The organism is Streptomyces sp. NPDC037271 (assembly GCF_055603605.1).
The window spans coordinates 93892-106211 of the sequence record NZ_JBVJVN010000014.1 but is presented as its reverse complement, the minus strand read 5'-3'; the positions used below and the strand labels follow the sequence as shown (position 1 = coordinate 106211).

Below are 12320 nucleotides of genomic sequence, written 5' to 3'. Positions count from 1 at the left end.
CCGGAGTGCCGGGCACGATCGTGCCTCGGTGGCCTCGGTGGCCTCGGTGGTCTCGGTGGTCTCGGTGGTCTCGGTGGTCTCGGTGGTCTCGGTGGCCTCGGTGGCCTCGGTGGTCTCGGTGGTCTCGGTGGTCTCGGTGGTCTCGGTGGCCTCGGTGGTCTCGGTGGCCCCGGCCGTCGGAACGCTGACCGGCCCTGGTCGACGGGAGCTGGCTGAGAGGCCCCTGTGGGTTTCTCAGAGAAATCACAGCTTGGGGAAAGGGCGCTCTCAGAGCGCCCCGACATGGTGTCCGTTATGACCACGACCTCGCCCCAGGGGCGCACCGAACTGCTGAGGCCGGACGGGAGCCCCGTCCGGGTGCTTGTGGTGGACGACGAGCTGTCCATCACCGAGCTGCTGTCCATGGCCCTGCGCTACGAGGGCTGGCAGATCCGCAGCGCCGGGGACGGACACGGTGCCGTCCAGGCCGCGCGCGAGTTCCGGCCCGACGCCGTCGTCCTGGACATGATGCTGCCCGACATGGACGGGCTGAGCGTGCTGGGGCGGCTGCGCCGCGACCTGCCGGACGTGCCGGTGCTGTTCCTGACCGCCAAGGACGCGGTCGAGGACCGGATCGCCGGGCTGACCGCCGGCGGGGACGACTACGTCACCAAGCCGTTCAGCCTGGAGGAGGTCGTCGCCCGGCTGCGCGGGCTGATCCGGCGCTCCGGTGCCGCCGACCGGCGCTCCGACTCCGTCCTGGTCGTCGGCGACCTCACCCTCGACGAGGACAGCCACGAGGTCACCCGGGGCGGCGACGGCATCCACCTCACCGCCACCGAGTTCGAACTGCTGCGCTTCCTCATGCGCAACCCGCGGCGCGTGCTCAGCAAGGCGCAGATCCTGGACCGGGTCTGGTCGTACGACTTCGGCGGGCAGGCCAACGTCGTCGAGCTGTACATCTCCTACCTGCGCCGGAAGATCGACGCCGGACGCGAGCCGATGATCCACACCCGGCGCGGTGCCGGTTACCTGATCAAGCCCGCGGCGTGAGCGTGCGGCGACGACCGCGGCCGAGAACCCTGAGGACGCGGCTCGTCGTCGCGTCGGTGGCGCTGATCGCGGTGGTGTGCGCGGTGATCGGCACGGTGACGACGGTGGCGCTGCGGTCGCACCTGTACGACCAGTTGGACGGGCAGTTGCGCGAGGTCGCGATGCGGGTGTCCGGTTTCGGACCGCCCGGTGATCCCCAGGCCGGCGGCGGCGACCCGCAGCGGGTAGACCTCGGCGAGTTCGTCAGGCACGGTCCGCAACCGCGCCGCACGGTCGTCGCCGAAGTGCGGGACGGTGTCGTCGTCGACGCCATGTACGGCAGGGAGGACGAGGAGAGCACCGACGTCAGCCGCACCACGGCGGTCTCCCTCAGCGAGACGCAGCGCGCCGCGCTCGCGTCCGTCTCCCGGGACGGAGGCGCACACACCGTCGAGATCCCCGGCCTCGGCGACTACCGGGTGGAGTACCGGAACGGGTACTACGCCGCCGTCCCGACCTCGGACGTCACCGGCACCATCAACACCCTCATCCTCGTGGAGGCCAGCGTCACCGCCGCCGGTCTCATCGCCGCCTCCCTCGCCGGGACCGTCATCGTCGGCGTCGCCACCCGCCCCCTGCGCAAGGTCGCCGCCACCGCCACCCGGGTATCCGAACTGCCGCTGCACGCGGGCGAGGTGAACCTCGACGAACGCGTCCCGGAGTCCGAGTGCGACCCGCACACCGAGGTCGGCCGGGTCGGTGCCGCGCTCAACCGGATGCTGAACCACGTGCACGGCGCGCTGCACGCGCGGCAGGAGAGCGAGACGCGGGTACGGCAGTTCGTCGCCGACGCCAGCCATGAGCTGCGTACGCCCCTCGCCTCCATCAGCGGGTACGCCGAACTCACCCGCAGGGGACGGGAACGGGTCGGCCCCGACACCCGGCACGCGCTCGGACGCATCGAGTCCGAGGCCGGGCGCATGACCCTGCTCGTCGAGGACCTCCTCCTGCTCGCCCGCCTGGACGCCGGGCGGCCGCTGCAGTTCGGGCAGACCGACCTCGTACCGCTCGTCGTGGACACCGTCAGCGACGCCCGCGCGGCCGGACTCGACCACAACTGGCGGCTCGACCTGCCCGAGGAACCGATGGTGGTGTCGGCGGACGCCGCCCGGCTCCAGCAGGTGCTGGTCAACCTGCTGGGCAACGCCCGCAACCACACCCCGCCCGGTACGACCGTCACCGCGCGGGTGCGGCACAGCGGCGGGTGGCTGTGCGTGGACGTCGAGGACAACGGGCAGGGCGTCCCGGCCGAGTTGCTGCCGCACGTCTTCGAACGGTTCGCGCGCGGCGACTCCGCGCGGTCCCGGACGAACGGCTCGACGGGCCTCGGGCTCGCCATCGTGCAGGCCGTGGCCACCGCGCACGGCGGTGGCGTGACGGTCGACAGCGTGCCGGGCCGGACGGTGTTCACCCTGTACCTGCCCGCCCTCCCGGCGCGGCGCGGCGCGGCGTCGCACTCACAGGCACAGCACAGTCCCACCACACGGGTGCGACAGGGGACTTGAGAAGAGTCGGTCCCATGCGAACCGACTCTTCTCCCGGCTCCCTGCCGGCACGGGAGCACCTCCCGGCCGCAGGAGCCGGTACGCCAGTCCTGGACGTAGTGATCCCCGTCCACAACGAGGAGAAGGACCTCCGGCCGTGCGTCCTGAGACTGCACGAGCACCTCACGCGGACGTTCCCGTACGCCTTCCGCATCACGGTCGCGGACAACGCCTCCACCGACACCACCCCGCACGTGGCGGCGCGGCTGGCGGCGGAGCTCGCCGAGGTCACGTCCTTCCGGCTGGAGCAGAAGGGGCGGGGCCGGGCCCTCGGAACCGTCTGGTCGGCCTCGGACGCCCCGGTCCTCGCCTACATGGACGTCGACCTGTCCACCGACCTGAACGCGCTGCTGCCGCTGGTGGCGCCGCTGATATCCGGGCACTCGGAACTCGCGATCGGCTCCCGGCTCGCCCGCAGCTCACGGGTGGTGCGCGGCGCCAAGCGGGAGTTCATCTCCCGCTCCTACAACCTCATCCTGCGCGGCTCCCTCCAGGCCCGCTTCTCCGACGCCCAGTGCGGGTTCAAGGCGATCCGCCGGGACGTGGCCCGGGTGCTGCTGCCGCTGGTGGAGGACACCGGCTGGTTCTTCGACACCGAGATGCTGGTGCTCGCCGAGCGCGCGGGGCTGCGGATCCACGAGGTGCCGGTCGACTGGGTCGACGACCCGGACTCCACCGTGCACATCGTGCGGACGGCGACCGACGACCTCAAGGGCGTGTGGCGGGTCGGCAAGGCGCTGGCCACCGGTTCGCTGCCGCTGGACCGGCTGGCGCGCCCCTTCGGCGACGACCCGCGCGACCGCGACCTGAAGGACGTACCGCAGGGGCTGGCCCGGCAGCTCGTCGGCTTCTGTGCCGTCGGTGCCCTGTCCACCCTCTTCTACCTGGTGCTCTACAGCGGCTTCCGCCACTTCGGCGGCTCGCAGCTCGCCAACGCGCTCGCCCTGCTGGTCTCGGCGGTCGCCAACACCGCCGCCAACCGGCGGCTGACCTTCGGGGTGCGCGGCCGCGGCGGCGCGGTGCGGCACCAGGCGCAGGGGCTGGTCGTCTTCGGTATCGGTCTCGCCCTGACCAGCGGTTCGCTCGCCGCCCTGAACGCGGCGAGTGCCGACCCGGACCACTCCACCGAACTGGCGGTGCTGATCGCCGCCAACCTCGCGGCCACCGTGCTGCGCTTCCTGCTCTTCCGCGCCTGGGTGTTCCCGGACGCGCCGCCCACCGTGGACGCGCCACCGGTCACGGAAACGCCGGGACACGGTGTCCGGGAACCACTGAACCCGGATTCCTCCCGCGCCTGGAGCGACGCGACCGTGCGGCTGCGGCCGGTGCGCCCCCGCCCCGCCGACACCGACCCGAGGGACGGACGATGACGACGCACCACGACCCGACGGTGCCCGCGGGGGACACGTGCCCCCGGACGGCGGGGACTGGGGGCCGCCGGTGGCGCCGCACGAGCCCGGCCCGTCCCGGCGGCCGCGCCTGCCGAGCTGGACGTCACCGCGATGTCCGTGTACTGGTACGTCGACACCAAGGACGAGCTGCTCGAACTCGCCCTGGACGCCGTCTTCGGCGAGCTGCGCCACCCCGGCCCGGAGGCCGGCGAGGACTGGCGCGGGCAGCTGCGCACGCTGGCCCGGGAGAACCGCAGGCTGCTGGTGCGCCACCCCTGGCTGTCCCAGCTGACCGGCACCTACCTGAACATCGGGCCGCACTCGCTGGCCTTCTCCCGGGCCGTGCAGGTCGTCATGCGCCGCAGCGGTCTGCCCGCGCACCGGCTGACCGGTGCCATCTCCGCCGTCTTCCAGTTCGTCTACGGCTACGGAACCGTCGAGGGCCACCTCCTCGCCCGGGCGGCGGGCAGCGGCCTGAGTCCGGACGAGTACTTCCAGGCCTCCATGAGCGCGGTGGCCCAGTCGCCGGACATCGCGGACGTCATCGAGGAGTCCCGGGAGCTCATGTCGGCCCGCGGCGGCGACACGGTCGGGGAGATGCTGGACCGGGACTTCGAGTTCGCGCTGGACCTGCTCGTGGCGGGCATCGAGGCGATGGTCGAACGAGGGTGACCGGCTCCGGGACAGGTCGCCGCACCCGGTCCCGCACCCGGTCCCGTGCCCGGTCCCGGTCCCGGTCCCGTGCCGGGTACCCGTGTGACAGGCCCTCGTGCCCGGCTCCGTGACGGGTCCCGTGACAGGGGCCCCCGTGCCCAGTCCCGTGTCCGGCCCTGTGACAGGCCCCCGTGCCCGGTTCCGTGTCCGACCCTGTGACAGGCCTGCGCGCCCGGTCCCTGGCCCACGCGCCCGGTCCCTGGCCCCCCGCGGTCAGTCGTCCGACGCCAGCCGCGCCGGGAAGCCCCCCGTCGCCACCGGACCCCACTTCTCCGGCGTCACCCGAATGATCGACTTACCCTGCTTCACCATGGCCCGCCGGTACTCGTCCCAGTCGGGGTGCTCACCGGCGATGTTGCGGTAGTACTCCACGAGCGGCTCCACGGCGTCGGGCGTAGCGATGACCTCCGCCGTGCCGTCGATCTGGACCCAGGGGCCGTTCCACTCGTCGCTGAGCACGATGAGGCTGACCCGCGGGTCCCGCTGCGCGTTGCGGGTCTTGGCCCGCTCCGGGTAGGTGGAGACCACGATGCGGCCGGAATCGTCGACCCCGCAGGTCAGCGGTGATCCCTGCGGGCTGCCGTCGGCCCGCCGGGTCAGCAGGATCGCCCGGTGCCGGGGGCGTACGAAGTCCAGCAACTCGTCCAGGGAGACGCGGGTGTTCGTCGCGATGTTCGGTGCCATGCCGTCAGCCTAGGCCGTGCCCCCGCTCCCCGCCCCGCTGCCGGGCCCGTCCGCCGTACCGCTCTCCGGAAGCAGGGCCTCCGTGAGGCTGTCGTACACCGGTACGTCCCGGCGCAGGCCGGAGAGTTCCAGGATGCGGCTCGGTACGCCCTTCGGGGCGGCCACCACGCGCAGCCGGGTGCGGGTGGGCAGGCGGCGGCGTACCCGGTCGAGGAGGCGGACGCCCTGGGAGTCCATGAAACGGGTCGCGGTCAGGTCCAGGACGAGGACGCGCAGACCGTCGGAACGGTGGTCGACCGCGGCCATGATCAGAGGCAGCAGCCCCGTGGCGTTGCAGAAGTCGATCTCGGGGGGCAGCGCGAGCACGGCGTAACCGGGCGGATCGCACGGCTCGCACGGTGGGGGGAGGAAGGTCACGTCACTCACCTGACAGACGTCCGCCGGCTTCCGGTCGAGGCCGCTTCCTGACCCTTCTCCCATTTCATCACGCCGGTGACGGGGTACGGAAGGCGTCCGCCCGGTCCTTCGGCCGGGCGTCACCGTCACGCAACCAAGCAGCTAAAGTGCTGTTCGTCCTGTGCTCGCAGTCGGGAATGTGCTGCGGAGCTCTCCTGCGCACGGCCGTTTGGCCGCGCATGCCGAAGAGGTTCGTGGTGGCTGCGTCCGAATTTACTGATTTGCCGCGTTTTCCGGCGGGCTTCGAGCTGGCCGAGGCCCTGACGGCGGCGGCGCGGCAACTGCACGGGACGGGCACCCCGGACGACACCCTGAACACCGCGGTCGCGCTGGCGGTGCGCCTGCTGCCCGGCGCGGAGCACGCGGACATCTCGGAGGTCCAGCGGGGCAGCCGGCTGCGCACACTCGCCTGGACCGACGACGTCGTACGGTTCGCGGGCGAGTCCCGGGCCGGGGCACGCGAGCCGCACCCGGACTGGGAACGCCTCTGGACCACCCCCGTGGTCCGGATAGACGACAGCGAGTCCGGCGGCGGCAACGCCCTGTGCGGCCTCGGTCTCCGTTCCGCGCTGTCGCTGCGGCTGCGCGCCGACCGGCGCCGCCTGACCGTGCTGACGGCGTACGCCCGCAAACCACAGGCCTTCGACGAGGACGCCACCCGCATCGGCCGGCTGTTCACCGCGCACGTCTCCCTCGCCCTGGATTCGGCGACCGTGCGCGAGCAGCTCACCGAGGCCATGCGCACCCGGGACCTGATCGGCCAGGCCACCGGCATCCTCATGGAGCGGCTGGACATCGACGCGGCCGGCGCCTTCGACTCCCTGGTGAAGGCCTCGCAGCGGGAGAACGTGAAACTGCGCGACCTCGCCCGCCGCATCGTCGACGCGAACACCGGAGCCGGGGGACGAGGCGTGAGCGAGCGGTGACGGGATATCCGTACGGCCATGACCTCGGAGATCCCTGACACGCTCGACCGTGCGATAGCGCGCAGCCAGGGCCTCGACACCCTCCTGCGCGACCTGACCGACCGGGCGGTCGTGCAGGTGCCCGGCGCCGTCGCGTGCTCGGTCACGGTGCGCCGCGCCGACCGGCTGATGACCCTGGCGGGCAGCACCGGCCTGCCCAGCGGCCTGGACCTGCGGCAGTACGAGAACGGCTCCGGCCCCTGCGTGGACGCCGCCGAGACACAGAGCGCCCGGTACGCCCCCGACCTGGCCACGGAGACCCGCTGGCCCGCGTACACGGAGTACGCGCTGGCCACCGGCGTGCGCTGTGTACTGGCGCTCCCGCTGGCCGTCGAGGGCGAGACGGGCGCCGCCCTCAACCTCTACGGCACCGGATCCGACGCGCTGGCCCGGGGCCTCGACGCGGCCCGCGTCTTCGCGGAGCGGGCCGCGCACGCCGTGAACGAGGCCCTGCGCCTGGAACGGCAGCAGGCCTCGGCGGCCGACGTGCGCACCGCCCTGCTCTCCCGCAGCGTCATCGACCAGGCGGTCGGCATGCTCATGGCCCGGGAGCGGATCGACGCCCACCGGGCCCTGGACCGGCTGCGCCGGGCCTCGCAGCACCGGAACGTCAAGCTCCGGGACCTGTGCGGCGAGCTGGTGGCCCGGGCGTCCGGCGGCGCCTCACGCGGCCGGCAGTGACTCAGGCGGTGGGCAGCGACTCCCCCTGGACCGCCTGGATGTCCAGCTCGACCCTGAGCGTCGTACCGATGGCGGCGATGCCGGCCTGGAGGACCTGGTTGTAGTTCATGGCGAAGTCCTCGCGGCGCAGCTCCGTCGTGGCGTGGAACGCCGCCCGGGTGCCGCCCCACGGGTCGGCGCCGGTGCCGAGGTAGGCCAGGTCCAGGTCGACCGGGCGGACGACACCGTGCAGGCCCAGCTCGCCGTGGACGGTCCAGCGGTCGGGCCCGGCCTCCGACACCCCGGTGGAGCGGTAGGTGATCTCCGGGAACCGCTCGACGTCCAGGAAGTCGGCGGAGCGCAGGTGGGTGTCGCGCATGCCGTTGCCGGTGTCGACGGAGGCCGCCTTGATCACCGCCTCCACCCGGGACTTGGCGACGTCGTCCGGCGCGATCTCGACCGTGCCGGCGAACTCCGTGAACCGGCCGTGCACGCTGGAGATGCCCAGGTGCTGGGCGACCGCCGCCACGCTGGAGTGCGCCGGGTCGACGGTCCACGGCCCGGGCGGCGGCAGCTCGGTGCCGCCCTGGCGGGCCAGCGTCACGGTGCCGACCTCGGCCCGGCCGCTCGCGGTGACGAGCGCGCTGGACGCGGCCGGCGCGTAGCCGACGGCCGTGACGATGACGGTGTACGCCCCCGGCGTCAGCGGGGTGGTGTCCCGCACGGTGCCCTCGGTGTCCGCCTCGGCGCGCAGCACCTGCGTGCCGGTCATGTCGGTCACCGTGACGACCGCGTGCGACACGGCCCATCCGTCCCGCGTTCGGATCCTCGCGGTCAGTCCCATCCCGTTTTCTCCCTGCAAAGGCTCAGAAAGTGTCATAAACAAACCGGCCCGTGGTGGGCGGGCGCACCTCCGCTCAGAGCGCGCTCGCCACCACGGGCCGGGGTCTCGCTACTCGCCGGGGTGGGCGAGCTCGATGTCGTGGCCGTCGGCACCCGGGCCGGCGACCGTCAGGGACGTCGCCACCGGCGGGTAGCCGGTCGCGATGACGGTGTACTCACCGGCGTCCAGGTCGGTGAAGGCGTACGCCCCGTCCGCGCCGGTGGTGGCCGTGCCGACCACGTTGCCCGCCGCGTCGACGAGCGTGACGCGGGCGTCGGCCAGCGGACCGTGCGGCGCCCGCACGACGCCCTGGACCTGCGCCCCGGCCTGCAGGTCGACCTCGACCCGGGTGACCCCGGTGCCGCCGACCTCGATGGGCAGGGCGCGCGGCCGGTAGCCGGCGGCGTTCACCGCGACGGTCACCGTGCCCGGCACCAGTTCGGCGAAGGAGAAGTCGCCCGCCTCACCGGTGGCGGCGGTGGCCAGCAGGTCCCCGCGCACATCGGTCACGATCACCATCGCGTCCTTGACCGGCAGCCCGTTCTCCACGGCCCGGACCAGGCCGGTCAGCCCGCTGGTGCCGCTGAGCAGGATGTCGTACGCGACCGGCTCGTCGTTCACGACGATCGTCGAGGCCTGCGGCTGGAAGCCGTCGGCGGAGGCGATCAGGACGTACGATCCCGCGCCCGGCACGTCGACCGCGTAGGAGCCGTCGGCCTGGGCGACCGACCGGCCGAGCTGCCGGCCCGCCAGCGAGATCAGCGTGACGGCGGCCTGCGGGACCGGCGCCGACTCGGCGCCGCGGACGAAGCCGCGGACCGCGATGCCACCGGAGACGGGTGCCCCCGGCGCACCGGAGCCGGTCGCCGTGGCGACGGCTGCGAGCCGCTGCGTCGTCTCGGGCTGCAGACCCCGGTCGGCGACCGAGGTGGCCGCCGTCGCACCGGCCGGAACCGGCTCCGGCGCGACGCGGGTGGCCTCGGCCGGGGCCGGGGCGGCCGGGGAGGCGGTCCCGGCGGTGGCCTCCGCGGCCTGGGCCAGGGCGCCCGAGGTGCGCAGCGGGACCTCCTTGATGAACAGCGTCACCAGGAAACCGAGCAGCGCGATCGGCGCGACGTACAGGAAGATGTCGGCGATGCCGTGCCCGTAGGCGCTCTCCAGCCATTCGCGGATACCGGGGGGCAGCAGGTCCATGTCGGGGATCGCGCCGCTGCCGGAGGCCTTGGCGGCCGCCGCCTGCTCCTGCGGGCTGAGCGAGCCGATGGTGTCCGAGGCGTAGTGGCTGATCCGGGTCGACATCACGGAGCCGAGCACCGAGACGCCCACCGCGCCGCCGAGGGACCGGAAGAAGGTCACGACGGAGGAGGCCGCGCCCAGGTCGCTGGGGGCCACCTGGTTCTGCGTGCACAGGACCAGGTTCTGCATCATCATGCCGACGCCGAGGCCCATCAGCGCCATGAAGATCGCGATGTGCCAGTACGGGGTGTCGTACCGCATGGTGCTGAGCAGGCCCAGGCCCGCCGTCAGCAGCACACCGCCGGCCAGCAGCCAGCCCTTCCACTTGCCGGTCTTGGTGATGATCTGACCGGAGACCGTGGACGAGATGAACAGGCCGCCGATCATCGGGATCGTCATGACGCCCGACATGGTCGGGGACTTGTCCCGGGCCAGCTGGAAGTACTGGCTGAAGTAGACGGTGCCCGCGAACATCGCGATACCGACGAACAGCGAGGCCAGCGAGGCCAGCGTGATGGTGCGGTTCTTGAACAGGCGCAGCGGGATGATCGGCTCGCTGGCCTTCGACTCGACGAAGAGGAAGATCAGCGTCAGCACGATCGCGCCGCCGACCATCGCGCCGGTCTGCCAGGACATCCAGGAGTACTTGTCGTCGGCGAAGGTGACCCAGACGAGCAGCAGGCTCACGGCCGCGGTGACGAAGAAGGCGCCGGCCCAGTCGACCTTGACCTTCCGCTTGACCACGGGCAGGTGCAGCGTCTTCTGCAGCACGACCAGCGCGAGGATCGCGAAGGGCACGCCGACGTAGAGGCACCAGCGCCAGCCGAGCCAGCTGGTGTCGGTGATGACGCCGCCGAGCAGCGGACCGCCGACGGTCGCGACGGCGAAGGTCGCGCCCAGGTAGCCGGAGTAGCGCCCGCGCTCACGCGGGGAGATCATCGCGGCCATGATGATCTGCGCCAGTGCGGCCAGACCGCCGGCGCCCAGACCCTGGATGCCGCGCGCGGCGATCAGCATCCCGGGGTTCTGCGCCAGGCCGGCCACGACGGAGCCGATGACGAAGACGATCAGGGCTATCTGGACCAGGGCCTTCTTGCTGACCAGGTCCGCGAGCTTGCCCCACAGGGGGGTGGAGGCGGTCATCGTCAGCAGCGAGGCCGTGACGACCCAGGTGTAGGCGCTCTGGCCGCCGCCGAGGTCGCCGATGATCTCGGGCAGGGCGTTGGTGACGATGGTCGAGGACAGGATGGCGCAGAACATGCCGAGCAGCAGCCCGGACAGCGCCTCCATGATCTGCCGGTGCGTCATCGGAGCGTCTCCGGTGGAGCCTCCCCCGTGCTTGGCATGAGCCCGCACACCGGCTGGTGTGGTCGTTGCCATGGACTTCCTTTGCTTACGTGGTGGTCGCGGGTGTACGGGTGGACTGTTCGTCCCCGGACGGTGCGGGTGGCCGGGGAGCGGGTCCCCGGCAGTCGTCGAAGCTGGCCCTGAGACGGGCCATGAGCCGGGAGAGCTGGCCGACCTCGTCGTCGGACCAGTCGCTCAGCCGGTGGGCGAGCATCTGGCTGGTCCGCTCGGCGATGTCGTCGAGCCGTCCCTGGCCCTCGGGCGTCAGGCGCAGGATGCGCGAGCGCTTGTCCGCGGGGTCGGGCGACCGTGCGATCCAGCCCCGGTCGGCGACGTGGGCGACGTGGCGGCTGGTCACCGACATGTCCACGGCGAGCAGCTCCGCGAGCTTGCTCATGCGCATGTCCCCGTGGCGGCCGAGCAGTGTCAGCACGGCGACGGACCCGCTCGGGCAGTCGGGCGGCAGCAGCCGCCCCATCTCCCGTTTCACGGCGCCGAAGGCGCTGAACTGGCGGATCAGCTCCTCGTACTGAGCCTTCTCGGCCATGCGCACCTCCCGTTTTGTTGCTTAGGGCAACCATAGGATCGGTTGGTTGCTACAGGCAAATAAAAACGGTCATCCCGGCATAAAAAGTTGGCAAAGGCAAGTATTGCGATAGTAAACGCGCAGGTGGCGGGCGGTGGGCGGGCGGCCGGGCGGACGGTGGGCGGGTGTCCGGCGTCCGGCGGGCGGGCGGTGGGCGCGCGACGGGCAGGGCCAAGGGGACTCGGGAGCCCCGCACTTGGGCCGCATCGGCGGATTCGCTAGTGTCTCGGCCCATGGCTAACAACCAGGGCCCCCAGGGCAATAACGACCCCGCAGGCAGCACCCAGATGTTCCGCGCGTTCGTCGACGACGCCCCCCAGTCCCGCCAGGCGGCCCCCGCCGCCTCCTCCGGGCCCCGCGTCGGCCTGATCGTCGGCATCGTGGCCGTCGTGGTGATCGTCGCGGCCGTGGCCTGGCTGGCGCTGAAGTAGAACCGGCGCCGGAGTGGGCCGGCGGTGAAGCAGACCGGCGCGGAGCGGACCGGTCCCCCGAGGGTTACGGGCAGGAGCGGACGGACCGGGCCGGGCTGGGCCGGTCCGGAAGGCCTCGGTGCGGAGCGGACCGGCTCGGAGGGGTCGGCACCGGGGCGGACGGGCCCGGAGGGAGCCGGCGCCGGAGAGCGGCACCCGCACCCGCCCGGCACCGCCCCGCACGGACGCGTACGGATACGGCATGGGGCGGGGGGGGGGGGAGGGGAGGGCGGAGGGGGTGGGGGTGGGGCTGTTGGGGCGGGTGGTCGGGCGTTGGTTGGGCGGGCGTGTAGGTCGTGTGCGGTAGGGCGGG

At 72.6% G+C, this 12320-nt stretch carries 12 protein-coding genes; 7 read left to right on the top strand and 5 right to left on the bottom strand.

Annotation, left to right across the window (positions count from 1 at the left end; genetic code table 11):
• Window positions 1-294: 294 nt before the first annotated feature.
• From ACZ7G3_RS23385 to ACZ7G3_RS23370, 4 genes are all read left to right on the top strand, one after another.
• The gene (locus tag ACZ7G3_RS23385; protein ID WP_030403173.1) at window positions 295-1032 is read left to right on the top strand and encodes a response regulator transcription factor; all 738 of its coding nucleotides are present in this window, start codon (window positions 295-297) and stop codon (window positions 1030-1032) included.
• On the top strand, window positions 1029-2576 hold the full coding sequence (locus ACZ7G3_RS23380; protein ID WP_470928073.1) for a sensor histidine kinase: 1548 nt from the start codon (window positions 1029-1031) through the stop codon (window positions 2574-2576). Before ACZ7G3_RS23385 ends, ACZ7G3_RS23380 begins: the two co-directional genes overlap by 4 nt.
• 14 nt (window positions 2577-2590) lie before the next feature.
• On the top strand, window positions 2591-3985 hold the full coding sequence (locus tag ACZ7G3_RS23375; RefSeq protein WP_470928071.1) for a bifunctional glycosyltransferase family 2/GtrA family protein: 1395 nt from the start codon (window positions 2591-2593) through the stop codon (window positions 3983-3985).
• A gap of 132 nt (window positions 3986-4117) precedes the next feature.
• Window positions 4118-4678 (top strand): TetR/AcrR family transcriptional regulator C-terminal domain-containing protein, encoded by a 561-nt coding sequence (locus tag ACZ7G3_RS23370; protein ID WP_470928069.1) that lies wholly within the window; start codon window positions 4118-4120, stop codon window positions 4676-4678.
• Between the two features lie 255 nt (window positions 4679-4933).
• Here the strand turns inward: ACZ7G3_RS23370 and ACZ7G3_RS23365 are convergent, their stop codons facing one another.
• Window positions 4934-5404 (bottom strand): PPOX class F420-dependent oxidoreductase, encoded by a 471-nt coding sequence (locus ACZ7G3_RS23365; protein ID WP_426602192.1) that lies wholly within the window; start codon window positions 5402-5404, stop codon window positions 4934-4936.
• A 9-nt stretch (window positions 5405-5413) separates the two neighbouring features.
• The gene (locus tag ACZ7G3_RS23360) at window positions 5414-5830 is read right to left on the bottom strand and encodes an STAS domain-containing protein (protein WP_470928067.1); all 417 of its coding nucleotides are present in this window, start codon (window positions 5828-5830) and stop codon (window positions 5414-5416) included.
• 209 nt (window positions 5831-6039) lie between these two features.
• Between ACZ7G3_RS23360 and ACZ7G3_RS23355 the strand changes: the two genes are divergently transcribed.
• Window positions 6040-6786: an ANTAR domain-containing protein gene (locus ACZ7G3_RS23355; protein ID WP_470928065.1), complete on the top strand. Its 747-nt coding sequence runs from the start codon at window positions 6040-6042 to the stop codon at window positions 6784-6786.
• Between the two features lie 18 nt (window positions 6787-6804).
• Window positions 6805-7506 (top strand): GAF and ANTAR domain-containing protein, encoded by a 702-nt coding sequence (locus ACZ7G3_RS23350; protein ID WP_470928063.1) that lies wholly within the window; start codon window positions 6805-6807, stop codon window positions 7504-7506.
• A 1-nt stretch (window position 7507) separates the two neighbouring features.
• Here the strand turns inward: ACZ7G3_RS23350 and ACZ7G3_RS23345 are convergent, their stop codons facing one another.
• The 3 genes from ACZ7G3_RS23345 to ACZ7G3_RS23335 all read right to left on the bottom strand — a co-directional run bounded on the left by ACZ7G3_RS23345 (window position 7508) and on the right by ACZ7G3_RS23335 (window position 11498).
• Window positions 7508-8329 carry a YceI family protein gene (locus ACZ7G3_RS23345; RefSeq protein ID WP_470928061.1) on the bottom strand — a complete coding sequence of 274 codons (822 nt, stop codon included), beginning with the start codon at window positions 8327-8329 and terminating at the stop codon, window positions 7508-7510.
• 108 nt (window positions 8330-8437) lie between these two features.
• Complete coding sequence (locus ACZ7G3_RS23340) at window positions 8438-10912, bottom strand: MFS transporter (RefSeq protein ID WP_470928059.1); 2475 nt, start codon at window positions 10910-10912, stop codon at window positions 8438-8440.
• Between the two features lie 85 nt (window positions 10913-10997).
• Complete coding sequence (locus tag ACZ7G3_RS23335) at window positions 10998-11498, bottom strand: MarR family winged helix-turn-helix transcriptional regulator (RefSeq protein ID WP_426602198.1); 501 nt, start codon at window positions 11496-11498, stop codon at window positions 10998-11000.
• A gap of 272 nt (window positions 11499-11770) precedes the next feature.
• On the opposite strand from ACZ7G3_RS23335, the gene ACZ7G3_RS23330 reads away from it, so the two are divergent.
• Window positions 11771-11968, top strand: coding sequence for a hypothetical protein (locus ACZ7G3_RS23330; RefSeq protein WP_470928057.1), 198 nt, complete (start codon window positions 11771-11773; stop codon window positions 11966-11968).
• The last annotated feature ends 352 nt before the right edge of the window (window positions 11969-12320 follow it).